Origin of the sequence: Roseivirga ehrenbergii (assembly GCF_001593005.1) — a bacterium.
GTDB lineage: Bacteria > Bacteroidota > Bacteroidia > Cytophagales > Cyclobacteriaceae > Roseivirga > Roseivirga ehrenbergii.
In genome coordinates, this window is sequence record NZ_LQZQ01000003.1 from 139,424 (window position 1) to 164,849 (window position 25,426).

The 25,426-nt window shown below is 40.5% G+C and carries 24 protein-coding genes; 9 read left to right on the plus strand and 15 right to left on the minus strand.

Annotated elements, in window-relative coordinates:
• The first annotated feature begins 154 nt into the window (after positions 1-154).
• A complete protein-coding gene (locus tag MB14_RS04695; protein ID WP_165899492.1) occupies positions 155-1,555 on the plus strand; it encodes an MltF family protein in 1,401 nt (466 codons plus the stop codon).
• Here the strand turns inward: MB14_RS04695 and crtD are convergent, their stop codons facing one another.
• From crtD to MB14_RS04725, 6 genes are all read right to left on the minus strand, one after another.
• Positions 1,556-3,019 carry a 1-hydroxycarotenoid 3,4-desaturase CrtD gene (gene crtD / locus MB14_RS04700; RefSeq protein ID WP_062589507.1) on the minus strand — a complete coding sequence of 488 codons (1,464 nt, stop codon included), beginning with the start codon at positions 3,017-3,019 and terminating at the stop codon, positions 1,556-1,558. It abuts the gene before it with no gap.
• Positions 3,020-3,206: 187 nt separating this feature from the next.
• The gene (locus tag MB14_RS04705; RefSeq protein ID WP_062589562.1) at positions 3,207-4,460 is read right to left on the minus strand and encodes an NAD(P)/FAD-dependent oxidoreductase; all 1,254 of its coding nucleotides are present in this window, start codon (positions 4,458-4,460) and stop codon (positions 3,207-3,209) included.
• Between the two features lie 3 nt (positions 4,461-4,463).
• A complete protein-coding gene (locus MB14_RS04710) occupies positions 4,464-5,462 on the minus strand; it encodes a 4-hydroxyproline epimerase (RefSeq protein WP_062589600.1) in 999 nt (332 codons plus the stop codon).
• Positions 5,463-5,551: 89 nt separating this feature from the next.
• Entirely contained in the window at positions 5,552-5,911 is a 360-nt protein-coding gene (locus MB14_RS04715; protein ID WP_062589620.1) for a four helix bundle protein, read from the minus strand.
• A gap of 213 nt (positions 5,912-6,124) precedes the next feature.
• Positions 6,125-7,693: an aldehyde dehydrogenase (NADP(+)) gene (locus MB14_RS04720; RefSeq protein WP_062589622.1), complete on the minus strand. Its 1,569-nt coding sequence runs from the start codon at positions 7,691-7,693 to the stop codon at positions 6,125-6,127.
• Between the two features lie 36 nt (positions 7,694-7,729).
• On the minus strand, positions 7,730-8,644 hold the full coding sequence (locus MB14_RS04725) for a dihydrodipicolinate synthase family protein (RefSeq protein WP_062590138.1): 915 nt from the start codon (positions 8,642-8,644) through the stop codon (positions 7,730-7,732).
• A 125-nt stretch (positions 8,645-8,769) separates the two neighbouring features.
• On the opposite strand from MB14_RS04725, the gene MB14_RS04730 reads away from it, so the two are divergent.
• Positions 8,770-9,615 (plus strand): helix-turn-helix domain-containing protein, encoded by an 846-nt coding sequence (locus MB14_RS04730; RefSeq protein ID WP_062589624.1) that lies wholly within the window; start codon positions 8,770-8,772, stop codon positions 9,613-9,615.
• A 94-nt stretch (positions 9,616-9,709) separates the two neighbouring features.
• Here MB14_RS04730 and MB14_RS04735 read toward each other — a convergent pair whose 3' ends face one another.
• The 5 genes from MB14_RS04735 to MB14_RS04755 all read right to left on the minus strand — a co-directional run bounded on the left by MB14_RS04735 (position 9,710) and on the right by MB14_RS04755 (position 14,419).
• A complete protein-coding gene (locus tag MB14_RS04735; protein WP_062589626.1) occupies positions 9,710-11,032 on the minus strand; it encodes an FAD-dependent oxidoreductase in 1,323 nt (440 codons plus the stop codon).
• An 11-nt stretch (positions 11,033-11,043) separates the two neighbouring features.
• Positions 11,044-12,312, minus strand: coding sequence for a kynureninase (gene kynU / locus MB14_RS04740; protein ID WP_062589628.1), 1,269 nt, complete (start codon positions 12,310-12,312; stop codon positions 11,044-11,046).
• Positions 12,312-12,806, minus strand: coding sequence for a methylated-DNA--[protein]-cysteine S-methyltransferase (locus MB14_RS04745; RefSeq protein ID WP_246032638.1), 495 nt, complete (start codon positions 12,804-12,806; stop codon positions 12,312-12,314). Before MB14_RS04745 ends, kynU begins: the two co-directional genes overlap by 1 nt.
• Before the next feature lie 3 nt (positions 12,807-12,809).
• Positions 12,810-13,823, minus strand: coding sequence for an amidohydrolase family protein (locus tag MB14_RS04750; protein WP_246032639.1), 1,014 nt, complete (start codon positions 13,821-13,823; stop codon positions 12,810-12,812).
• A 62-nt stretch (positions 13,824-13,885) separates the two neighbouring features.
• Complete coding sequence (locus MB14_RS04755) at positions 13,886-14,419, minus strand: 3-hydroxyanthranilate 3,4-dioxygenase (protein ID WP_062589633.1); 534 nt, start codon at positions 14,417-14,419, stop codon at positions 13,886-13,888.
• Between the two features lie 88 nt (positions 14,420-14,507).
• On the opposite strand from MB14_RS04755, the gene MB14_RS04760 reads away from it, so the two are divergent.
• Together MB14_RS04760 and MB14_RS04765 are read left to right on the plus strand one after the other, a co-directional pair.
• Positions 14,508-15,296 (plus strand): SDR family oxidoreductase, encoded by a 789-nt coding sequence (locus tag MB14_RS04760; RefSeq protein ID WP_062589635.1) that lies wholly within the window; start codon positions 14,508-14,510, stop codon positions 15,294-15,296.
• 9 nt (positions 15,297-15,305) lie between these two features.
• Positions 15,306-16,751 (plus strand): aldehyde dehydrogenase, encoded by a 1,446-nt coding sequence (locus MB14_RS04765; RefSeq protein WP_062589637.1) that lies wholly within the window; start codon positions 15,306-15,308, stop codon positions 16,749-16,751.
• 367 nt (positions 16,752-17,118) lie between these two features.
• Here MB14_RS04765 and MB14_RS04770 read toward each other — a convergent pair whose 3' ends face one another.
• Positions 17,119-17,847 carry a carbon-nitrogen hydrolase family protein gene (locus tag MB14_RS04770; RefSeq protein WP_062589639.1) on the minus strand — a complete coding sequence of 243 codons (729 nt, stop codon included), beginning with the start codon at positions 17,845-17,847 and terminating at the stop codon, positions 17,119-17,121.
• Between the two features lie 130 nt (positions 17,848-17,977).
• On the opposite strand from MB14_RS04770, the gene trxA reads away from it, so the two are divergent.
• The 3 genes from trxA to MB14_RS04785 all read left to right on the plus strand — a co-directional run bounded on the left by trxA (position 17,978) and on the right by MB14_RS04785 (position 20,386).
• Positions 17,978-18,277 carry a thioredoxin gene (gene trxA / locus MB14_RS04775; RefSeq protein WP_062589676.1) on the plus strand — a complete coding sequence of 100 codons (300 nt, stop codon included), beginning with the start codon at positions 17,978-17,980 and terminating at the stop codon, positions 18,275-18,277.
• 317 nt (positions 18,278-18,594) lie between these two features.
• Entirely contained in the window at positions 18,595-19,752 is a 1,158-nt protein-coding gene (locus MB14_RS04780) for a fatty acid desaturase family protein (RefSeq protein WP_062589679.1), read from the plus strand.
• Between the two features lie 145 nt (positions 19,753-19,897).
• Entirely contained in the window at positions 19,898-20,386 is a 489-nt protein-coding gene (locus MB14_RS04785) for a GNAT family N-acetyltransferase (RefSeq protein WP_062589681.1), read from the plus strand.
• Between the two features lie 131 nt (positions 20,387-20,517).
• Here MB14_RS04785 and MB14_RS18920 read toward each other — a convergent pair whose 3' ends face one another.
• The 3 genes from MB14_RS18920 to MB14_RS04800 all read right to left on the minus strand — a co-directional run bounded on the left by MB14_RS18920 (position 20,518) and on the right by MB14_RS04800 (position 23,968).
• Positions 20,518-20,859, minus strand: coding sequence for a hypothetical protein (locus MB14_RS18920; RefSeq protein ID WP_132644110.1), 342 nt, complete (start codon positions 20,857-20,859; stop codon positions 20,518-20,520).
• Positions 20,860-21,467: 608 nt separating this feature from the next.
• Positions 21,468-23,087 carry a class I SAM-dependent methyltransferase gene (locus MB14_RS04795; RefSeq protein ID WP_062589684.1) on the minus strand — a complete coding sequence of 540 codons (1,620 nt, stop codon included), beginning with the start codon at positions 23,085-23,087 and terminating at the stop codon, positions 21,468-21,470.
• Between the two features lie 170 nt (positions 23,088-23,257).
• Positions 23,258-23,968, minus strand: a complete 711-nt coding sequence (locus MB14_RS04800) for a hypothetical protein (protein ID WP_062589686.1) — start codon at positions 23,966-23,968, stop codon at positions 23,258-23,260.
• A 304-nt stretch (positions 23,969-24,272) separates the two neighbouring features.
• Here MB14_RS04800 and MB14_RS04805 point away from each other — a divergent pair, with 304 nt between their 5' ends.
• Positions 24,273-24,809 (plus strand): OmpH/Skp family outer membrane protein, encoded by a 537-nt coding sequence (locus MB14_RS04805; protein ID WP_157716540.1) that lies wholly within the window; start codon positions 24,273-24,275, stop codon positions 24,807-24,809.
• Positions 24,802-25,425, plus strand: a complete 624-nt coding sequence (locus MB14_RS04810; RefSeq protein ID WP_132644111.1) for a hypothetical protein — start codon at positions 24,802-24,804, stop codon at positions 25,423-25,425. The genes MB14_RS04805 and MB14_RS04810 overlap by 8 nt, the downstream gene beginning before the upstream one ends.
• The last annotated feature ends 1 nt before the right edge of the window (position 25,426 follow it).

The following is a 25,426-nucleotide window of genomic DNA, read 5'->3' on the forward strand; positions in this document are numbered from 1 at the left end:
ATTTGCCCCTTTGGCTGGTTTAAGTTCTTGCTCACCATCAGGAGAGAATATGATAAAAAGAAAGTCGTTAGTGATTTTTATAGCCCTGTTTTCAGGGCTCCTTCTATTTTCATCGTGTCGAAAAAGTGCTACTACAAGCAATGGTCAACAGGCTATGCCCGAGTTGCGCGCTGAACCAGTCAACCTTGGATTTAACGATATTAAGGAACGCGGTACGCTCACAGCGGTAGTCGACAATAGCTCTACCGGATATTTTATTTACAGAGGTCAGCCTATGGGCTATGAATATGACCTTTTGTCGCGAATGGCCTCAGATTTAGGACTTTCTCTTAAAATTAAGCTTACATCGGATATTGAAGAAGCATTTTTTATGCTCAATACAGGAGCAGCCGATGTAATGGCCTACCATTTAACAGTAACCAAGGAACGTACGGAACGGGTAGCGTTTACAGAGAGTCATACCGAGGTAAGGCAAGTGTTGGTACAGCGTAAACCCGAGGGCTGGAGAAATATGAAGCTTCATGACATTGAAGAAAGCATGATCAGAAACCCACTTGATTTGGGTGGGAAAGAGGTGCATACGCGAAAGGGTTCTTCTTTCTCTGAAAGACTCAAAAACTTATCGAATGAAATTGGTGAAGACATAATAATCCTTGAAGATATTGGTGTAATGGATACCGAAGCGTTGATTAAAAAGGTGGCAGAAGGAGAAATTCAATATACCATTGCCGATGAAGATATCGCGATGATTAATGCTACTTACTATCCAGATTTGGATGTGGAAACAGCCATTAGTTTTCCTCAGAAAATTGCTTGGGCAGTGCGTAAAAATGCGCCTATTTTAAAAGATACAATAGATTATTGGTTGGGGGAGGTGAAAGCAACACCCGATTTTAACATGATCTACGACCGCTATTTTAAATATAGAAAGTCGCAGAATCTAAGGGCACAAAGTGACTTTAGCTCAGTAGGAGGTTCGATGATTTCGCCTTTCGATGATTTGTTTAAATCGGCTGCCAAAAACCTTTCTGTAGACTGGGTGATGTTGGCTTCTTTAGCCTATCAAGAATCAAAGTTTGATCCGGAGGTAGAGTCATGGGCTGGGGCAAAAGGGCTATTACAACTTACGGATATTTCCATTGAGCAGTTCAACGTAAAAAATCCTTTCGACCCAGAGGAAAGTATAGAGGCTGGAACTGAGTTTTTAGAATGGCTGGAAGATTATTGGGCTGATAAAGTGTCAGATCCTAAGGAGCGATTGAAGTTCGTTCTAGGTTCATATAATGTAGGACAAGGCCATGTGATGGATGCCGTAAAGTTGACCAAAAAGTATGGGGGTGACCCCGAAGTTTGGGACGGTAATGTAGCGGATTATTTGATTGCTAAATCAACCGAAAAATATTACACCGACCCGGTAGTTCAATTTGGCTATTGTCGAGGCGATGAACCCGTAAACTACGTCAAGAAAATTTTTGAGCGATACGACCAATACAAAACCTTGTTTGCCAAGAACCTAGAAGAACAGTCAGACTCTACTTTGGTTACCTCGCGTTAACTACTCAAAATTATCGGCTACAATTTTGGCGGATAATAGGCATAACGGAATTCCTCCGCCAGGATGAACACTTCCGCCACAGAAATACAAGCCCTTTATTCTGCTCGAGAAATTAGGGTGCCTTAAAAAAGCAGCATACTTGTTATTTGAGCTATTTCCATAAAGTGCACCTTGAGTAGATGAGGTCCTAACCTCAATTTTTATAGGGTCTAAAATGTCTTCTACCTCAATCAACGGCTCAATATCTTCGCCTAACTGGGTAGAGAGTTTTTTCAGTATGTTTTTTCTAGCTTCTTTAATTACCTCATCCCAGTCTTGCCCTTGGTTATTAGGTACATTAATCATCGTAAACCAGTTTTGGCAACCTTCTGGGGCATCGTCTGGTTTTTGAGTAGAAGTAATGTTGATATAAACCGTTGGGTCTTCGTAAACGCTTCCTTTGTTGAAGATGTGCTCAAATTCTTTTTCATAATCATTAGAAAAGAAAATGTTATGAAGATCGAGTTGTTGAAAATCTTTCTTGATTCCCCAATAAAAAATAAGGGCAGAACTTGATTTCGGTTGATTAATGAGCTTAGTGGGCTTCCGTTCACCTTTCAGTAGCCTTTCATAAGTTCCAACAATATCCATGTTGCTAACTATTCTATCTGTTTTATGAAAGCCGTATTTGGTTACTATCCCTTTGGCTTTGCCTTCGTGTAAAGTGATTTTGCTCACTGAGGTATTGAAGTGAAACTTAACACCTACTTTCAACGCAAGCTGATACAAGCTTTGGGTGATGTCATGCATTCCCTTGGTAGGGAAATAGGCGCCTATTCCAAACTCTAAATGTGGAATGATATTCATTGTACCCGGTGCTTGATATGGGTTTGAGCCGTTATAGGTAGCGTACCGGTCAAAAAGTTGCACAACTTTTTCGTTCTCAAATCGTGCTTGATTGACCTGATGCATGCTGCGATTGAAATTGAACTTGGATAATTTTCCGTACGATCGGAAGGCATTTTTACTCACCCATGTACTTAACTTATGCAGTGATTTGTGCATAAATAATGGTGCGAGAAATTCATAAAGGAAGGAGCTTTTTCTTAAAGCCTTTTCAATATTCTTTTTTGGTTCTCCTGTTTTTTGATGGACTTCTTCTTTAAACGCTTCTATATCAGCTGCCGCATTAATTTCAGTGCCATCGGGGTAAAAGTATTTACAGGTAGAATGAAGTTTTTTGTAATCAAAATAAGCCTTTGCATCTAAACCATGTAACTCATAAAGTGCTTCAACCTCTTCTGGTAAAGTAAATAATGAGGGCCCAGCATCAAAGCGGTAATCGCCCAACTTAATTTCTGTTAGTTTTCCTCCAGGATAGGAATTTGCTTCAAAAACAGTTACAATGTGCCCTTTCTTCGCCAAGCGAATAGCACAAGCCAAACCAGCCACACCCGAACCAATAATTGCTACGGTTTTTCCCATAGGTTTCTCTTTAAATACGGAGTACTATGATGGCTATTAAATGTTTTGAGGAGGTGATTTGTTGTACTTAAGTAAATACGAAGTGAAACAATAGACTTTTCATCATAATTCCAAATACATTCCCTTGAAAGGCTATTTTTTAGTTGTATATTCTTATTTCATCAAATGTTTGAAAGGAAAACTTTTTTTAGGCAAAGCGCTCAACTTCCAGAAGATGAGAAACAATAGTTGGTTTATTACCCAAAATTTCCTCAGAAAGCATATGTCCTGTGATTGGGCCTAAAGTGAAGCCCAGCATGGCATGGCCGGTGCCTACGAGTAGGTTTTTATACTTTTTTGTTCGTCCAATATAAGGCAGTCCATCGGGGGTGCACGGACGCAAACCTGCCCAAGTTTCAATTTGAGAGAAATCTTGTGCTTCAAACTGAGGCATAAACTCTTTTACGGATTTAATGATGCCTTGCACCCTGCGCTCATTAATGTTCAAACCAGTACCTGCAATTTCCATGGTGCCCGCAATTCTAAGTCCGTGCATCATTGGGGTGGTGGCTACTCTTCCTTCCACCAAAATTGAGGGAAGTTTTGGCATAGCAACAGGGCTAGGAAGCGTGAAGCTATAGCCTTTTCCAGCTTGTAATGGAATGTCTACTTTCAGTTGCTTCATCAATATTGGCGACCATGAGCCAGCTGCTAATACATATTCATCAGCAGAAAATTCTCCTTTTGAAGTGATAATTTTATCAATCTTTCCTGCTTTATGAATGATTCGGTCGAGTTGTGTATTGTACTGAAACTTGACCCCAATTTGCTCTAACTTCTGTTTGAATTCACGCATAAAAACGTTGGGTGTCATCCAGGCATCGCAACCAAAATACACCGAACCTGCCATATTGTATTGCACATTTGGCTCCATGGTTTCGGTTTCAGTACGACTCAAAACCTCGGCTTCAAGCCCAAAAGATTTAGCCAGTTCCACCAATTCAATTTCGTGGTGAAGGGCAGTTTCGGTTTTGCAGATCATTAAAAGCCCCGGCTTTTTATAACCAGCTTCAATACCCTCTTCCCCCATGATTTTTTCATAAAGGTTCTGGCTTTGAACGGTCATATCGTAAAGCACTTTTGCTGCGGCATCTACTTTGCTAGGTGTAGCCGATTTCTTAAAAAGAAGTCCCCATTTTATCAGGTCGCGATTGAGGCGTGGTTTAATATAAAACGGACTCTCAGAGTTGAGCATCCATTTAAGGCCTTGACTAATAATGCCGGGTGAAGCAAGCGGAATGAGGTGACTGGGAGAAACGTATCCAGCATTTCCGGTTGAGCAGTTGCTATTACCATCGGTATTGTCAATTACGGTGACTTCCACCCCTTGTTTACGAAGGAAATAGGCAGTGCTTAGGCCCACAATGCCTGCACCAATCACAATTACTTTTTTTGTTTCCATCTACTAAATCACCTGAAAACCATAGGCGTATGGATCTTCGTCATCAATTACTATTGTATTGTATCCCGTAATTCTGGCCCAGCCTTCAATGCTCGGAGTAATACCCAAATACGCGCCTAATTTAACTACATCTTCGACTTTTCCAGTAAACTGACTGCCAATAATACTTTCGTGAACGAATTGATCGCCTTTCTGAAGTTTTCCTTTGGCCGCCCATTGCGCCATTCGTGCTGAAGTGCCTGTGCCACAAGGGGATCGGTCTATGGCTTTGTCTCCGTAAAATACTGCATTTCTTGCCGTAGAATTAGGTTGAACAGGAGCGCCTGTCCAAAGTACATGGCTTAAACCACCAATGGTGTCGTTTTCGGGGTGACTGAAGCTGTGCTCTGCATTAATGCGTTCTCTGATCTTCAAACTCCAACCAATCAGTTGCATGGCTGTGTAATCGGCCATGTCTCTATAATTTTCCTGAGGGTCGACAATGGCGTAATAGTTTCCGCCATAGGCCACATCCACTTTAAGCATTCCTAAATCAGGACATTCAACTTCGATATTCTCTTTCGCCAAATAAGCGGGCACGTTGGTTAGCTTTACCGAAGTGACTCTTTTCCCTTCCTGCTGATATTCAATTTTCACCAAACCCGCTGGAGTTTCTAACCTCAAGTGCCCAGGTTTTTTAGGTTGAACCAAACCTTCCTCAATCATAATCGTCACCGTACCAATAGTACCATGACCACACATGGGCAGGCAACCACTGGTTTCGATAAACAGTACCCCAATGTCGTTTGCAGGATCAGAGGGCGGATAAAGAATACTCCCGGACATCATATCGTGTCCGCGTGGTTCGAACATCAATCCCTTTCGAATCCAGTCGAATTCTCGAAGGAAATGCTGTCGCTTTTCACTCATATTAGCACCTTCTAGAATAGGGCCGCCCCCAGCTACCAGTCTTACTGGATTGCCGCAAGTATGGGCATCGATGCAGAAAAAACGCTTACTCATACTAATGAATTAATGAAAGAAGGGGATAATGAAATAATGGGTTCATGAGATAATGAATAAATGGATTAGTGAGTTAATGATTCAATGTTTTAACGGTTGGTGTTTTTTCTGGCTTTAGAGACCACTTTGACTATTTCTAATGCCTCGCTTTTGAATGGCGCTATTTGTTCTGGTTGTGCTAAATCTGCTTCCTCCATTACTTCCAACCAAAAGAGCGTTTCATCGGCTTCTTCGTTTACAATTGACATTTTAGCGAAAAACTCAGCTTGAGAGCGAGCAATACAGGCGGCTCTATAATTTGCTGCGGTCGATGTCACTGAACGTACAAGCTGTTTTCCAACAATGTATGTAGCGTCTGTCTTTTTTAACTTACCGTAAAACTTGATTATTCCTACTGCTAGTTTTTTAGTTCTTACTTTAAATGCTTCAATAAATTCTACCTTTTCCATAACCTTTTTTTAATGAATTAAGGGAATAATGAAGTAATGAGGAAATAAACGAAGGAATAAATAAGTTAATTATCCATTGTTTTCTGATCATAATAAGTAGTGGTTTTGTGTCTTAACTACATTCCTTGATTCATTATTCTACTATCTCATTAATCCCTTATCTCATTAATTCCCTATTTCATTCTTTCCTTAATTCCCTAACTCATTAATCCCTTACCTCCTTAACTCATTGTCTACCTTTCTCCAAATACCCATCGGGTTTTCAGCTTTCAATTCTATTGGTAACATTTGATCAGGCCAATTTTGGAAGCAGATGGAACGGGTGAAACGATAGATAGCATCCGTACCCACAGAAGTATATTTTCCATTCGTGCTGGCAGGGAATGGGCCTCCGTGGTGCATGGCTGGACAAACTTCAACCCCAGTTGGCATTCCGTTAAAAAGAATTCTACCTACTTTTTGAGCAAGTGCGTCTACTGTCTCAATGTTTTGAGTCATATCACTTTCGGTGGCCAGTAAAGTGCCTGTCAATTGCCCTTGAAGTGATTCAGCTACTTTCTTCATTTCACTTTCATTTTCGCAGATCACCAATAATGTAAATGGCCCGAAAATCTCTTCGTGAAGTTTTGTGTTTTTTAGAAATTCAGAAGCAGGAACAGTTGCGGTTAAGCCTTGCCCACGGTTGCCTTCAGTTTCTGTCGTGTTTCCATTTAAGGTTACTCCTTTTTGTTCTAACAGCGCTTTTCTGTTGGCGTAATAGCTTTCAGCGATACCTTTATTCAGCATTGTGGATGGTTCAGTTTCGGCCATTGCTTGTGAAAGCGCAGCAGAAAAAACCTCCAATTCTGGCGATTGAATCCCCACCAATAAACCAGGATTGGTACAGAACTGACCTACCCCCATGCTGACCGATGCGGCTACGGTCTTTCCCAAATCGGCTGGGTTTTCTTTTAGCTTGTTAGGGAAAATAAATGTTGGGTTGATGCTCCCCATTTCTGCATATACTGGAATAGGCTCGTCTCTTTGGTTGGCCAAATCGAAAAGGGCTTTTCCTCCTCTAAATGAGCCCGTAAAACCTACCGCCTTGATTTGAGGATGCTTGACCAGTTGCTGACCCACAGGGATTCCGCCATTCACCATGGAGAAAACGCCTTCAGGCATTCCCGTTTTTTGTGCAGCTTTCAGAATCGCTTGCGACACCATTTCATTCGTGCCCAAATGTGATTCGTGTCCCTTTACTATTACCGGGTTTCCAGCGGCCAAAGCCGAAGCAGTATCGCCACCGGCCGTTGAAAATGCCAACGGAAAATTACTCGCACCAAAAATGGCAACAGGCCCAATGGCGATTTCCATTTTGCGCAAATCAGGCTTTGGCACTGGTGCTCTGTCTGGAATTGCGGTGTCGATGGTGGCATTTACCCATGAGCCTTCGCGCACCAAATTGGCAAACATCTTCAACTGATTACAGGTACGACCTCTTTCTCCTTGAATTCTACCCTCAGGCAAACCCGATTCTCCACAAGCTCTTGCTATCAAGGCATCACCCAAAGCCATGATCTCATCCGCTATTGCATCTAAGAAGTCTGCTTTTTTTGCAGGTGCTATGCTTTTGTAGATTTGAAAAGCTTGCGTTGCTTTGGTTACTGCTTCATCAATTTCAGAAGTGGTAGCCACCGAAAACGATTCAGGGAAGGCCTCGCCATTGGCAGGGTTGTATGCAAAGAGTTGTGCTGTGTCTTCTTTCGAAGGGGTTGATCCTATAAAGTTTGTTCCTTTAATCATGTTGTGTTTTTTGCTGCGCGAATAATTGACTTCAATTTACAAATTCAAATAGTCTGGCAATTCAGGTCGGGTTTTAATTCCTGTTTCGATAATCTGAAGTACGTGCTTTCTTTCTGCACCTGAAAGTGCCAGCCTTGGTGCACGAACATTTTCGGTACCAATGCCAGTGGCTACTTCTGCCAGTTTAATATTTTGAACCAGTTTAGGGTTAATATCAAGCTCCAATAGCGGCAAGAACCAACGGTAGATTTTCAAAGCTTCCTCGTGTCTTCCAGCTTTCTGAAGTCTGTAAATAGCAACGGTTTCTTTTGGGAAAGCGCACACCAAACCAGCTACCCAGCCATTGGCACCCATGAATAAACTTTCTAAGGCGAGGGTGTCAACGCCAGAAAGAATTTTGAAACGATCGCCAAAACGATTGATCATTCGGGTGATGTTTGAAATATCGCGGGTAGATTCTTTTACCGACTGGATGTTATCGCATTCGGCCAGTTGCTCGAACATGTCTAAAGTCACCTCTATTTTATAATCTACTGGGTTGTTATACACCATGATGGGCAAATCGGTAGAGTTAGCCACCGCTTTATAATAAGTTACTGTCTCATGATCGTCAGCTTTATAGCGCATCGGAGGCAGCATCATTAAACCACTGGCTCCGTTCTTTTTGGCTTTTTCCGCAGCAATAATGGCGGCTTTCGTGGTTTGTTCCGCAATGTTCATAATCACAGGAACTTTGCCTGCTACCATATCAACAGTGGCGCTCACTAAGGTGTCTTTTTCATCTTCCAATAGTGCACTGGCTTCACCTAAAGTGCCACCTAAAATAATGCCGTCAACACCAGCGGCCAATTGCGCTTGAATGTTGGTTTCGAACATTTTTAAATCAAGCTTATCGTCATTTGTAAACTTTGTGGTTACCGCTGGGTAAACGCCTTGCCATGCTACTTTCATCGTGTTGTTTTTTTTGGCTAAGGTAGGAGAGTCTTTGCTGCACAACTTTGCGAAAATTCACCAATACTAATATGATATTTGCTAATTGGGTAACTTTGGTTTATTTTTAGGCTTAAATAATACAGGTGAAAGTACTTCCCTTTAAAATCCCTAAAACTGAAGCTTCATCGCTTTACTTGCAAACTGATGACGAACAGTATTTCTATGACATGCTGCATCAGCATTCTGAAATACAAATTACGTGGATTATTTCAGGGGAAGGAACGCTGATTCATGGCGATCATTTAGGGAGTTTTAAACCGGACCAAATCTTTGTGATGGGCTCCAACGTTCCTCACGTTTTTCGTTGCGACAAAAAATATTACGAACAGGAAATGCGGGTCTTGTCGAAGTCTATTTTCTTTCGTGCCGAACATTTAAGAGAAACTTCAAAGCTGTTTCCTGAAATAAGAGAACTGCTCCAGTTTATTCAGAATGCGGAAAGAGGTATTCGGGTGAAGGATGATTTTTCAACCCAAATGCTCAATGCTTTTGAAAAGGTATTTGAAACTAATGGCTTAAAACGGTTGAATGCATTTTTTGAATTACTCCATTTGTTCGGGCACGAGGAAAGCATCGCTTACCTGAACGAGTTGCCCCAAAAATCTGTGAAAGAAGCAGAGGGAAGGCGACTAGATGATATCTTCCGCTTCACCCTAGAAAACTTTGGCAGACGCATTACTCTGGAAGAAGTAGCTGAAGTGGCCAATATGAACAAGGCCTCTTTTTGCCGCTATTTCAAGCAACACACCCGCAAAACCTATATTGACTTTCTAAACGATTACCGCATAGGACAAGCCTGCAAACTCCTACTCAATAAGGACAATACCATTTCCCAAGTCTGTTACGAATCTGGCTTTAGCAACCTCTCCAACTTCAACCGAAAATTTAAAGAAGTAACAGGCAAAACCCCGAGGGAATATAGAAGTTAGAAGTTTTGAAAATGCCTGTTCTACCGCCATTCTGAGTTTGCTTTTGGGCAAACGAAAGAATCTGTTTGCTATTCCTTAATTAGGCTTTAGTTAATTACAACCTCCCCACAATCTCATCAAAATCTAAACCTTCCCAATTCTCCTCAATATTCGGTTGGGCTAGCACTTGGTCCATAATGGCTTGTTGTTTTTTGCCTAGGGCATGGGCTTCGGAATAGCGGAAATCGCTAAAAGTAACCATGGTGTAGAGCGGCACCCATTTTTTGGGAAAAAGTTCGTTGAGGCGTTTTTCAATCTTCTTTTGCAGCACAAACATTGGGTCGGCTACTTTGTCGCGCATTTCTATAAAGTTATAGAGCGCCAAATCAGCAATAGCGTTTCCGTCAGGAATTCGCAAGGCCTCATATTCTGCAAGTAGGGCAGGATTGATTGCTCCGTGCTTTTCCAGCAATTCATTAAAAACAAAACAATCTTCAAAACCAGCATTCATGCCTTGGCCATAAAACGGCACTAGTGCATGGGCGGCATCGCCAATCAATGCCGTATTCCCTTTTACCCAAGGTTTGCACCTTACGGTAATCAGGCTCGAAGTAGGGTTTTCGAAAAACTCGGTTTTCAATTCAGGAAGAAAAGGCAGTGCATCTTTGAATTTGCTTTCGAAGAATTGCTGAACATCATCTTCTGTCTTAATTGCTTCAAAAGATATTTTCCCTTCAAAAGGAAAGAAAAGGGTACAGGTGAAACTCTTGTCTAAATTGGGCAAGGCAATGAGCATATATTCGCCTCTTGGCCAAATGTGAAGTGCATTGGGGTCTAAAGCAAAATCGCCATTGGCCGTGGGGGGCATGGTCAGTTCTTTGTAGCCAGCCGAAATATATTCTTGCGTGTAATTAAATCGATCCGTTTTTTGCATGGCCGAACGTAAAGCGGAAAATGCACCGTCTGCCCCAAAGAGAAAATCGGCACTTACCTTTTCACCATTTTCAAAATGAGCGGTGGCGGTATCAAAATCTACTTCTTCACATTTATGATTAAAGCGAATTTCAACGCCATGCGCTTCGGCTTCGCTCATCAATAACTCATTCAGGCCACCTCGTGAAACTGAATTAATAAATTGGCCTTCTTTTCCATAAGGTTGAAAGCTTAGATTTCCTTCCAAATCATGAATCATTCGGCCAGGCATCGGAATGCAGCTTTCCTGTACTTTTTCTTTAAGCCCAACGGCTTCCAGAGCTTTCAATCCACGCCTGCTTAAGGCGAGGTTAATAGAGCGCCCGCCTATGGCACCCGCTTTACGCATGTCGCTTCTACGTTCAAAAATGGTGACAGAATAGCCCTTCTTCGCTAAGAAAATTGAAAGTAAAGAGCCTACAAGACCCGCCCCCAAAATTGATATTCTTTGCTTCTGGCTATCCATGATTATTTCATTTAGAGGTTTTTCTTTAGAAGATGAGCAAACTGATATACGTCTTCGAAACAGTTGTAAAGCGGAACTGGCGCAATACGGATTACATTGGGTTCGCGCCAATCTGCTATCACTCCTGCAGCAGCCAGTGCATCAAAAAGTCTGCGGCCATCTTTATGGAAGAAAATGGAGAGCTGACATCCGCGTTGCTCAGGATCTGAAGGCGTGATGATTTCGAAAATACCAGAATCACCCGCAATGTCTTTGATCAAAAACTCAAGATAGCCCGTGAGTTTCAGGCTTTTCTTCCTTAGTTTTTCGATACCAACTTCATCAAACAATTCCAAAGCGGCCAAATGAGACGCGGTAGAAATTACGTTTACATTGCTCAGTTGCCAACCGTCTGCACCGGGCATGGGCTGGAAACCCTTTTTCATTTTAAACCTTTCCTTTTCATCGTGACCCCACCAGCCCGCAAATCGGTCGAGTGAACTGTCGTTGGCATATCGTTCATGAACAAAAATTCCTGAAACGTTTCCTGGGCCAGAGTTTAAGTATTTGTACGAACACCAAGTAGCGAAATCCACATTCCAGTCGTGCAATTGCAAAGGCACATTGCCAAAGGCATGCGCCAAGTCAAACCCAACTTTAGCTCCCACTTTTTGACCTGCTTCAGTAATCGCTTTCATATCGAATAACTGACCTGTATAGTACTGAACGCCACCAATAAGTACCAAAGCCAATTCATCACCGACTTCAGCTATTTTGCTTAAAATGTCTTCATTGCGCACCGTATGCTCACCCGTTCTCGGTTTGAGCTCAATCAGCGCTTCACCAGGGTTGAGTGCATGAAATTTAAGCTGCGTTTCGAACATGTATTGATCGGAAGGAAAGGCACCAGCTTCGCAAATGATTTTGTAGCGCGTTTTGGTAGGCTTGAAAAACGATACCATCAACAAATGAAGGTTCACCGAAAGGTTGTTCATAGAAACCACTTCGATTGGTTTTGCCCCAACAATTCTGGCCAAAGCGTCCTTGCTGAATTTATGGTATTCCATCCAAGGCCTTTTGCTCGATGCAAAATGTCCTTCTACGCCCAAGGTTTCCCAACCTTTCATTTCTTCTTCAATATAAGTTCTGGCGGTTTTGGGTTGAAGGCCAAGTGAGTTTCCAGTAAAGTAATAGCTGTCTTTGCCATTCACTTTTGGAATATGAAAACGATCACGGTAATCTCTTAACGGATCGTTTTTGTCTAAATACTGTGCGTATGCTAAAGTGTTCTCGTAAGTCATTAAAATAAACTGGTTTGTGCCATTCCAGGCATGCTCTTTTCGTGTTTTAATAGCCAAGCTTTTTTGTCGAGCCCACCTGCATAGCCCGTCAAACTTCCATCCGACCCAATGATTCTGTGGCAAGGGATAATGATGGCAATTGGGTTTTTACCATTGGCGGTTCCAACGGCTCTAATCTTTTTAATGTCACCCAATTTAACAGCTTGCTTTGCATAAGTGCTGGTTACTCCAAAAGGAATGTCTTGCAAATTTTGCCAAACTTGTTGTTGAAAATCGGTGCCTTCTGGCGCTACAGGAATGTTGAATTGCTTGCGCTGCCCAACGAAATATTCATGAAGCTGTTTTTTGCATTTACGCACTACCAACGGAATAATCCCTTCGTTCTCTTCTCCTATTTCATCCACAAAAACCACCATCTTAATGGCGTTTGCGTCTCCCACTATTTTGATGGCGCCCAAGGGCGAATCCATGTACGTGATTGCTGTATTTTTCAATGCTTAGTTTAAAAATTGTTCTTTAGATAAGTTTAACCACTCCAAAGTGGCATTGCAGAATATATCTTCCACCACTTCGTTCGATAAGCCCATTTTCTCAATAAAGGCCCCAATTTCAAGGTCGCCTAAAGGGAAAGGATAATCAGAACCAAGGGTGATTCTTTTAGAGCCCTGCATCTCTAAAATGTATTTCATCATTAATGGGTCGTGGGTGATAGAATCTACCCAAAACTTCCCAATGTATTCTCGTGGGTTTACGGTATTGTCAATGGCCACTAAATCTGGGCGGCAGTTAAAACCGTGCTCAATTCGGCCAATGGTGGGTAAGAATGAACCTCCCGCATGAGAGAAATTAAACCTTAGGTTCGGAAGTCGCTCCAAAACACCTCCAAAAATAAGTGAGCAAGCGGCCCTTGAGGTTTCAGCAGGCATGCCCACCAGCCAAGGCAGCCAGTAACGTTCAATGCTATGGAAGCCCATCATGTTCCAGGGGTGAATCATCACAGCCATGTCCAATTCTTCGCAAGCTTTAAAGATTTGGAAGAAGCGTTCGCTGCTTAAGTTTTTGTCATTTATGTTCGAGCCAATCTGAATGCCCGGCAGGTTCAATTCATGTTTACAACGGTGTAATTCCTGAATGGCCAAGTCTTCATCCTGCATGGGAATAGTGGCTAGTCCGATGTAATTCTTAGGGTAGTCTCGACAGATGTCGGCAATATGGTCGTTCAAAAACCGACTGATTTCCAGACCGTCATGTGGCTGAGCATCATAAGAAAACATAACTGGAATTGTAGAAATAACCTGCACTTGTGTTCCAAACTGCGCATATTCCTCCATTCTGATTTTTGGATTCCAACAATTGGATTGGATTTCACGGAAGAATTTACTGCCTTTCATCATCATGGCGGCCCCCTCTTTGTGGTGGTGCAAATGAATGAAATCACCATAACCAAACTTCTCTGTCCATTTGGGCAGATGTTCCGGAATGATGTGGGTGTGCATGTCTATCTTCAACATAAAGTGTATTGGTTATTAGTAATTAGTTATCAGGGACCTGATCACTCTTAACTCATTTTCTCTTAACTATTTACGAATCTTGGATCCGTTTCCATCACATGTCCGCAACTATTACAAGTTCTAAGTTCTTCTGAACCGTAGAATTCGTGGAAGCGCGGAAGAAAGTCTTTTTCAATATTGGTAAGTTTAAAATAGGTGTCGTAGAGTTTGTTGTTGCAGTTATCGCAAAACCACATCAGTCCATCGGTATGCTCTGGTTTTCTAACCCGCTCGATGACCAAACCAATTGAACCTTCTGAACGCATAGGAGAGTGGGGGACTTTGGCTGGGTGTAAATACATGTCACCCGCTTTTAGAGGGATATCTACTGCTTTTCCATCTTCCTGAATTCTTACCGTTATTTCACCTTCCAGCTGATAAAAAAGCTCTTCGGTTTCGTTGTAATGGTAATCTTTTCGGGCATTTGGCCCGCCTACAATCATCACAATATAGTCGGTGCCTTCGGGGTAAAGGTTTTTATTTCCAACGGGTGGCTTTAGCAAGTCACGGTTTTCATCAATCCATTTTTGCAAGTTGAAAGGTCGTTTTACTCCCATGGTCTGTTCAATTTAGTTCTTGGCGAATTTAACGAAATTCGGGAAAGGCTAATTCCAATTTTGTAACTTTACTCAATACACAATTGCTATGAATTTAAATTTAAAAGGAAAACGAGCATTGGTTTGCGGAAGCACCCAAGGAATTGGTAAAGCTGTGGCCGAAGAATTGGCCAATTTGGGCGTTAATGTAACCTTGTTGGCTAGAAATACTGAAAAACTTAACGAGGTAAAAGATTCCCTTTTTTCTTCTGGTGGACAAAATCATCAAATCCTTACTGCGGATTTCACCAAAGTTGACGAACTGAAGAACATTATTGATGCCCATATTGCGGAAGGGAATGTGTATCATATTCTGATTAATAACACGGGTGGTCCTGCTGGTGGCCCTGCTTTAAATGCAGATGTAGATGAATTTAGAAATGCATTTGAGCAGCATTTGGTGTGTAATCACATACTAACCCAAGCTTTGGTGGACGGAATGAAACACCAGACTTACGGCCGAATTATCAATATCATTTCAACCTCCGTAAAGATGCCCATTCCTGGCTTAGGAGTGTCGAATACTATTCGCGGAGCTGTTGCCAATTGGTCTAAAACTTTGGCGGGTGAGTTGGGTAAATATGGCATTACCGTAAATAATGTGTTGCCGGGTGCAACCGCTACGCAAAGACTTTCTTCAATTATTGAGAATAAAGCAAAGAAATTAGGCAAGAGCGCGGAGGAAGTGGAAGAAGAAATGAAACGAGAAATTCCTGCCCATCGTTTTGCAGAAGCTTCCGAAATAGCGGCAGCGGTAGCCTTTTTAGCCACCCCAGCAGCAGGCTATATCAATGGAATCAATGTGCCAGTAGATGGCGGAAGAACGGGCTGCCTTTAAGTAGAAGCAATGGAAAGAATTCTGAATTATATCAATGGCCAATTAGTTGAGCCGGTCTCTAAAAGCTATTTAGAAAACATCGACCCTTCACGGGGGAAGGTGTATGGTGAAATTCCGGACTCCGATGAGCGCGATGTGCAATTGGCGACTCAAGCGGCTAAGGATGCCTTTCCAACATGGTCTGCAACTCCGCGAGAAGAGCGCTCGCGTTTGATGCTCAAAGTGGCAGACCTGATTGATGCTAATTTAGAAAAGCTGGCCAAGGCAGAATCAAAAGATAATGGGAAGCCAGTGAAATTGGCCACGAGGGTAGATATTCCACGGGCATCATCCAATTTTAGATTTTTCGCTACAGCTATTCTTCATGAAAACACGGAGGCCCATCAAACCGATGGACTGGCTTTTAATTATACTGAAAGGTCACCTGTTGGGGTTGCGGGCTGTGTTTCGCCTTGGAATTTGCCTTTGTATTTGTTCACTTGGAAAATTGCTCCAGCATTGGCTGCTGGTAATACGGTGGTGGCAAAGCCTTCAGAAATTACGCCTATGACGGCCTTTTTGCTTTCAGAATTATGCATTGAAGCGGGTTTGCCTAAAGGCGTTTTAAATATCGTTCATGGTTTAGGGCCAAAAGTAGGGCAAGCCATTTCAGAACATCCCGATATTCCTTTGATTTCATTTACAGGAGGAACAGCCACAGGAAAACAAATTGCCGCTACAGCAGCTCCTATGTTTAAAAAGCTATCGCTGGAATTAGGAGGGAAAAATCCTAATATCATATTTGCAGATTGCAACTTTGAAGAAGCGCTTAAAACTACGGTTCATTCAAGCTTTGCCAACCAAGGCCAAATTTGCCTTTGCGGTTCTCGAGTTTTTATTGAACGACCTATTTATGAGAAATTTAAGCAGGCATTAGTCAAAAAAACGAATGAATTGAAAGTAGGTGATCCCGCTGATGAGTTTATTAACCTAGGAGCGGTAGTTTCAGAAGGGCATATGAAGAAAGTGCTTTCTTATATTGATTTGGCCAAGTCGGAAGGAGGAACAGTTTTAGCAGGAGGCAAACAAGTAAAACTTGATGGTGAACTTTCAGAAGGCTATTATATTCAACCCACTATTATCGAAGGGTTAAGTTTTGATTGTAGAACCAATCAAGAAGAAATCTTTGGCCCAGTAATCACCCTTACTGCTTTCGATACAGAAGAAGAAGTTTTAGCCATGGCCAATAGCACACAGTATGGTTTGGCGGCTACCGTGTGGACGAGTAATTTGAACCGAGCACATTCGGTATCTTCTCAACTCAATTCTGGTATCGTTTGGGTTAATTGTTGGCTGCTCCGTGACCTCAGAACCCCCTTCGGAGGAGTCAAAAATAGTGGTGTTGGAAGAGAGGGCGGATGGGATGCATTGCAATTCTTCTCGCAAAAGAAAAATGTATGTATTAAACTTCCATAATAATGTATAGTGCAAAAGCTTGTATTTGAACAGCATTACTCGATTGTTGATAAAATGTGCATAAGTTTTTGCCTTTATGCATAAGTTAAATTTTAATTAACAAAAAATCCTATTATGTTTGTTTAACTGTTGAGCAATTATAAGTGCTCAAAGTTTTGGTCGAGGAGAGGTTCAATCTTCTGTGGGTCTAGTAAAATTCAAGAAGATTTTAATAAGAAATAATGTTTACCGAAAGGTAGATTAAAGATAAGTCTGGGTATAGGAATCGTGAGATTCGCTATGAGTAGTTAGTTACCCAGGTGTTTAGGTGAAAGGGAGTCGCTCCAACGGGGGTGACTCTTTTTTTTTGTCTATTCCAATAGACAAGCTAGAGTAAATACTTTTCTGTGGTTTGGGTTGTATTATCAAAGATCAATAGACCTTCATTTACCTCATTCAGCTCACATATCATTTCTCCTTCTTTGTTCCACGCAGCGGTTTTACCTGCACACTCTTCACCATCCGACATCCCAATGCAATTTGCCATTAAAATATTCATGGAATAGCGTTTGGCAATATTGGCCAATTCTGTTCTAGCTTTGTTAATTCCGCTCTTGAATTTGGCTACGCTGGCTATGTAAAGTCTGGCCCCATTTTGAAAAGCCTTTTCAGAATGCTCAGGAATTGAAATTTCATAGCAAATGGCCAATGCGATCTTTTGGCTATTAAGCTGTAGTATCAATGAGTTATTGCCAGAAATGAAATAAGGTAATTCATCAGCATGTAAATGGCCTTTAGAGTAAACTTGAATAGATTGATTCGGTTGGAATAGAATCATACTAATAGCGATGCCTTGGCTAGTTTTAATCGGTGCGCCAACTCCAATGGTAATGTTTTTTTCGCTGCTGGCTTCTTGAAAGACGGTCAGTCGAGCATCGTCTTTTGAAATTGCTAGAGTATTGGCTAGGGTGGGTTCGTAACCTGTAAGTGAAAGCTCTGGAAATATGATAAGTTCTACGCCTTGTTCAATTGCCAGGCTGACCAGTTTTAGGTGCTGGATAATATTCTTTTCTATAGTGCCCGTAAAGGGTTTTGTTTGGGCAACGCAAATTTTCATTGTTCGGAACCGGGAGCCGGGAGTTGTGAAACCTGATTCAATATAGTGTTTCAGATCATTCTTTCAGTGCTTTGCTAGGGAACAAATCTTCAGAAAGAGGGGTTTTGAACATGACAAAAGAAGCGATATTATGAAAGGGGAATTTGAAAGTCTAGTATCACAAGATACTCCTGTATTGGTAGATTTTTATGCAGATTGGTGTGGGCCTTGTCAGGCCATGGCGCCAGTTTTAAAAGAGGTAGCAAAGGAACACGAAGGGAAAGTTAAAATCATAAAAATTGATGTAGACAAAAACCAACCTTTGGCCCAAAAATTTGGTGTTAGAAGTATACCTACTTTTATTCTTTTTAAAAATGGAGAACTGATCTGGCGAAAAGGGGGTATGATGACAAGTAGAGAGTTGTCTAGTCTTATTTTGAAGGAAGCTTAAACCTGAATTTTTTGTCAATTTCGGCTTTGAAAACAGCAAAATGAATTTGCTTAATTTTAAATATAATCTAGTTTGTACGGGATTATTTTAGCTTTAAATGGATGTATCATTTTTAAGTGTATTTAATTTGAACGGAATCTAACATTAGTGACTGAGCCATTTTCTGGTTTTTAATATGGTAAATGTATTTTAATGTCTGCTATATGGTATTCGACAGCTAAAAAATTCGTAGCTTAGGCGATAACCGTTGCTTCGGGGACTTAACTAAACTATATGTCCGACAACTCTCCGGTCTAGCCTAGAGATTAAATTAGCCTATGAATCCAAATGCCTCAGAGCACAATACTGCCCCTCCTAAAAAAAAGTTTCAGAAAGTAATCTTCGATAAATTAACCCAAGAGGGTTTTCAAAAGGATGTTAGTGATCGAGTAGATAATTATTTTTCCACGAATGAGATATCTAAAAATGCGAATAGCGAAATGGTTTTTAAAACCATTTGGATTTTAGCAGGCTGGATAGCTACCTATGCTTTGGTAGTCTCGGGCTTAGTGAGTCCTATTGGCATGCTCCTTTTGGCTTTAGCGCATGGTTTCTTTTCTGCCATGATCGGTTTAAACATTGCTCATGATGCGATTCATGGATCTTATACAAGTAACCAAAAATTGAATGAACGTTTAGGTTTAACATTCAATTTCATTGGTGCTAATGATTATGTTTGGAAGATCAGTCATAATATTGTGCATCATACTTACACGAACATTCCTGAACATGATGGAGATATTGAGCAACCCCCAATTTTAAGACTTCAACCTAATCAAGACTTATGGTGGGTACATCGCTTTCAACACATTTATGCCTATTTCTTATATAGTTTGGCTACGGTGTCTTGGTTTTTCGTGAAAGATTATAAGAAGTTTTTTCAGCACCAGATCGGGGGACATTACCGAAAGACTTTTCCTAAAAAGGAGATTTTCAGATTGTTTTTTTATAAGGCATTATACTATACTGTGTTTCTTGTGATTCCAATTATAGTAATTGATTTGCCTTGGTACTGGGTTGTTTTCGGTTTTATTGCCGGACGTTTATTAGAAGGCTTTACAGTGGCGGTAATCTTTATGCTGGCGCATATTATTGAAGGAACTTCTTTTCCTGAGCCTAAGAAGGATGGGAAAATTGGAATGTCATGGGCTGATTTACAAATGCATACGACAGCAAATTTTGCCATTAAAAATAGGGTGGTAAACTACCTTTTCGGAGGATTGAACTTCCAAATTGAACATCACCTCTTCCCGAAAGTCTGTCATGTACATTACCCTAAAATCGCTGAAATCGTAAAACAAACAGCAAAGGAGCATAACCTTCCTTATGTAGAGCATGAAACTTTCTTCGGTGCTGTAGCTTCTCATACCCGTTTTTTAAAGCAATTTGGTACCACCCCAAAGGGTGTTTTAGTACCTAGAGTGATGAATGCCTAAGCTTTAGATTAAAGAATTTTTGAACCTCGTTAGTCATTTTGGTTATCGGGGTTTTTTGTTTTCAATCAATGATTGTTGATTCATTGAAAATTGATTTTGCTGCTCTACATTTGCATATAATTAAACCTCCTTAGCTCATTTAATTGTGCCCGAAGAATCCTCCAATCCATGCCAAGAAATCATTGATATTTCTGATGCCCCTGAGTTATTTTTTGAAATGCTTCCTGACGATTGGAAGTTAGAATTAAAATCGAACTGGGAAGAATTTAGGCCAGCAGTGAAGATATATGACATTAAGCAGGGTGAAGAGCTAATTGGTGGGGGCTTGGTTTTTTCTGCTCATACCTCAGAAACAGACAACTACCCTCCAATAGCTGAATACTATTTCGATAATGGATATTTATACATTGGATACCTTTGGGTAGCTGAGAAATTTAGGGGGCGAAGCCTCGGTGATTTTTGGCTGAAATCTATTTTTGAAATGTATCCTAACAATCCATTTTGGCTTTCCATAGAAGACGCTGGGCTGGCTAGATTCTATTTAAAAAACGGATTCACGCTTGAAAGAGAAGTGATCTACTCAGGAGGAAAGGATTGGATATATGTCAGGAAATCGGATTCTGAAGTGATATAATATCTTGCCCAAAAGCAGGAGTCTCCTGCCTTTGTTGGGGTTGTCCCTAATAAGCCGGATACGCTTAAAAACATCCTTTTCTTACTTAAAGAAGCTCAGTGGCTAGTACTGAAAGTCCAAAGTTGGAGTGTCTATCTGGTTTCAAACGGAATCAACAACCCGTCTTTTGTGAGGGTTTTCATAATCTTTCTAGCCGTGGTTGTTTTGCCATAACCATCCTTTAGTCCGCCTATTGTTATACCGTTACCCGAAGATAATTTCATTGTACTAGTCCAAATCGTGCTCATAGTTCGGTAATCTGTAAGTGTCAACTCTAGCTCTAGTTTTGTTTGACTTGCACTTATTGTTCCGCCTACCCACATTGAGCCGTTATAGGTTGGTGGAGAGCTAAAAGAAGGAGTATCATATGCGCGAGTTTGTCTAATCTCCAAAAGCCAATCTGTATCAAAATTTTTGTTCAAGTACTTGAGCATTGAAGTGTCTCTTTTAGCCGGAGATGGAAACGAAAACTTAGATTTGAGGTGAATGTTTCTTAATCCGAACTCCTTATATAGTTCTTCCGATAGTCCTTCTGAGAATGCCTTAAAAGGAACCTCTGATTCGATGATGAGTAATATTCTATTTATCTCACCTGTATAATTATTTATGATAGTACTTTTTGTGTTGGTGCCGACACAACTTAGAGTTAGTAGACAAGAGAAGAGCAGGAGAAAAAAATGAAATTTGGGTTTATTGTGTAACATATTTTTTTTAAAGGATATTGAAATAGGGGTTGCTCCTATGACTGCGTCACTTTTCAAAAGTAAGTATATTATACTAATAGATTCTATTTTGTGTTATAATAGTTCTCTATAAATGTATTATACGGGTATGACTGTTGAATTCATATCATTAACGTATCTTAATCTATCTATTTATGCCCATGTTGGGGTTGTCTCCAGCAAGGAGGATGGGGTCAAAACAGCCTTTTATTACCAATAGAAAGCTCTTTGCCCAGTACTGAAAGTCCAAAGCCCTAGGCGGTTTGTGGCTGATAACACCCACAAAGGCAGAGGGTAGCTCATCGAAAAGGGAGCTAAAATTAACCTTCTCCCTTAAAAAGATTTACCGTTACCGTAGCTAAATCGGAATTCGGGAATTTCCTGAATTTTGAAGGGTCTTGGTATAAACCAGCCTCGGCTAATATTTTAACAAACACATCAACCTCAACGATGTATTGGTCTGAAAAACCGTGTGTGGCATCATAGGCCGTGGCAGAAGTCCTACCTAAGTTCTTAGCTACTAAATCCGGAGCAACAGTGTGTAATTCGATTAATAACAGACCAAATTTTTCTACGTAAGGTGTCCATTTGGTGAAGTGCTCTAATAGTGAGTCTTCCACCAAATTATTGTTGATGCGTTTTCCTTCAAAAGCAAAAGCTCCTGTCGAGTTGCTGACCCTATTTTTGTTAATGTGGGTTGGCATTTCCCAAATTCTGTTGTGGTCTAAGAATGTTCTCATATTCAAAAGTTCGCCAAGATCAACCCCGTAATTTTCTTTTAGGTCTTTGGCCAGTAATGCCGGTTGACCAATATCTCCCCAAATTACTTTTGCCCAAATATCCGCTTGAATTAGATTGGCCTTCGTAATTTTTAATGCCGCTTCATTATAATCTACCCCAACCAGAATGAGTGGGTGTTCATCGAGCATTTTACCCCTTAGGGTTTGTTGCTCAATTACATCAAATAAGTGCTGAAGGAAGGCGCCATTTCCACAGCCCATATCTAGAATACCTTTCGGCTGCTGCTCAATAGGTTTGTTGAATAGCTCAACAATAATTTCGTCAACCACTTTGAAATAACCCGAATGCGCACCACCACTGCCCCAAACATTCATGGCGCGGTCTACATGGTTTTCAGGCTCGCCTGGTTTAGTTTCCTTGAGCACTTTTGGGTTCCCGAAAATCAAGTCTTCCAATTTCCTGAAAGTAGGAATGTAGGATACTGTAACACCATAGGCACTTGCCCTTTTGGCATAGAAGAGGCCCGTTTCGGTGAATTCGTAATTACCATTGACTTCTGTAAACCAGCCTAAATAGGTAAAGATATCGAGGAGCTTCTTGAAGTTTTTAGTGTCTTTATGGAATTCCTCAGGTCTAAATTTCGCCTCCATAAAGTACTTATGGAACATGCCGTTCATACTCATATGCACAATGCTTGGCCCGATCAAAATACCTTCAATATGAGCTAGAATCTGCTCTTGAACAGCTTTTTCTATTGGGTACTCAGAAAATCTGATGTCGTAATTTTGCTTAAAATTCTCAAAAATCTTCTCCAGCAATCGGAACGGTTCCACCTCAAATTTTCTAGGGTGAAAGTTCTCTGAAAACTTCAAAAGCTCAACTACTTCTTTGTAGAGGTCGATATAAGGAAATGCCAGAACTCCTTTATCGGTAATAGCATAAGTGATTTTATCTTTTGCGTTATCCACCGTTTGGGTTAACCAGCCTTGCGAAGCCAGAAGCCGAAGCCCAACATTCAAATAACCTTCGTTTGCCTTAAACCTTTGGGTAAGTTTTTCCAGCGATGCTTCTTTATGCTCTAGAAAGTATTGAAGCACTCCTTTCTCTTTTAACACATAGGCGGTTGGGGCTGTGCCGATACCATCTAAATGTTGAAATAATCTGCTGCGTAATTGATTTTGAGATTCTTTAGAGAGCATAGTTGAAGCTTTTTCTTTTGTTCACGAAGATACATTTCTATCTGTATTTGGCGTGTTTTGAGGTTGTTTTATTTCCCCTTCTTCTTGGTAGTTTCACCAAAACAACGAGATACTTCATTTCAACAAATGATGGACTAACAGCTAATAGTAAGAGAAAGTGTAAAGAAGTTTCAATGGCTAATCTCATCATAGTAGGCTATCATCTTAATCAAGTCAGCTTTCTTTCTGAAGCTTAGCAGATTGCTTTTAATGTACTTTTTTAATTCATCCTTTTTATCCGAATGTATCTCATAGAAGGTCCCTTTAGTCAAAGGGACGATATTACCTTCATAGTCAATCATCAAGAAGAAGCTGGTTTTTCTTGATGATCGTTTTTGCATTGGGTCTTCTACTGATACAAAGGAGTCACTATTTAAATTTGGCTTGTATTTAACTTTTGTTTGAATAGGAATGTCATATCCGGTCAAAGTTGGAGGGCCTACTCCCATGGGAACCATAGGGCTAACGTTATAGCTAGTGCCCTCAGTTATGGCTTTATGTCTTATGAACAAGCTGTAGTGGTTGTTACTTTGGTAAAGTAACTCAGCAAGAATAACCTTTACACCAGTATGTTGAGATTTAATAGCTACTAGCCTGAAATCATGTTCAAGTTGGCCTTTTTTCAAAAGCATACTCTGAATTTTATTTTCTAAAAAGGTTTCAACCTTGTCTCCTACTTTTACCTGAATCACTCCATAACGAGTATTGTAGTTTGCTGTTCCTACAATTTCTCGCCCATCAAGAAACTTGACCTTGGCATCATACCATACGTTTTCTTCCTGTCCATTGACTTTGAATATAAAACAGAGAATAATAATTAAAGTTAGCGCGCTTCTTTCCATAAGGGTATTAATTTTTCGTAAAATATTGTTTCCTAATGAAGGGTTCAACAGAATTGATCACTTATTCACCATATGCTGTGCAGCGCATATGTATTTACAGAAAGCGTCTGATCTGTTGAGTAATCAACTTATTTTCAGTGCAAGGATAGCGGTCGTATGTCCTTTTAATTAACGAGAGTATTTGATAGGGTCTAGGCCTTCTTTATACTTCATGATTTAATAATGATCGTACTATGAAAAGTTGATTTGAAAAATGTTGTCCGAAATATTTATTCAGTATATATTTAGCGAAATTATATTATACATGAAAAAAAATCAACTTTTCGTATTGTTAAATTTGCTTGTTACGATCACGGCATTTTCTTTTCTCTTTTTTAATGGCAATGATCAATTGGTATATGTGGATTCTAATAAACTGCTTTCAGAATACCAAGGAATGGTTGACGCTCAAAATGATTATAAAAAGCTCTCTTTAGAATGGCAAGCAAGAATTGATACGCTAACAATGGACGTTCAGAATGAACTGAAAAGACACGAAAAAGAAGTTTCTAAAATGACAACAAAGGAAAAGGGTTTGTCGGAGCAGCTAATTAGATCAAAACAACAACAATTGATTACATATCAAAAGGCCATTCAAGAAAAGGCTGCGCAAGAGGATTCTCAGCGCACCCAGGCGGTAATAGAAGAAGTAAATGCCTATATAGAAGAATTTGGAAAAAAAAGATCCTATAAAATCATTCTAGGGGCAACTAGTATGGGTAATATATTATATGCTCAAGAAGGAATTGATATTACAGATGAGGTGGTAGAGGGGCTTAATCGCAGGTATCGTGGTGAATAGCATCAGATTACTTTTAGTATTTGTGTTGTTGAATATGGTTTCGTCATGCAAACCTCAATCTTATGACGCTGCTGGTTTGAAATCGTTTGTGTTAAAAGAGGATCATGGACTGATGAGGCAGCATGAAAGGAAGGGTTATAAACTAATGCTGTATAACAGGCCCACTGATTTATGGGTAGCCCAAGAGTTAAGAGATGACCTACCTACTGATTCTTTAATAACTGTTTTGAGAAAGAAGTATGACAACTACTTATATTTTATGTTGAATATTTCAATGGAGGGAAAAGAAGCTCTTTATGCCTCGGAGAACTTCGGCACTTTTAGTAATGTACTTCAGAATTTATCCTTTCGAATGGGAGGCTTTACAGAAATGGTGACTTCTCAGAAAGATACTATTCCTGTTGCCGATTCGCATTATGATAGGCTCTATGGGCAATCTGGAAACACTTCTGTAATGATTGCCTTTCATAAAGACCAAATAAAAGACACGGATTGGGTGCAGATTAATATTAAAGATATAGGCTTAGGAACTGGTAGAACTACCTACCGTTTTCAGACCAAGAATTTACTTTCAGTGCCTCAGATAGATTTTTTAAGAAATAGTATAACGCAATAAA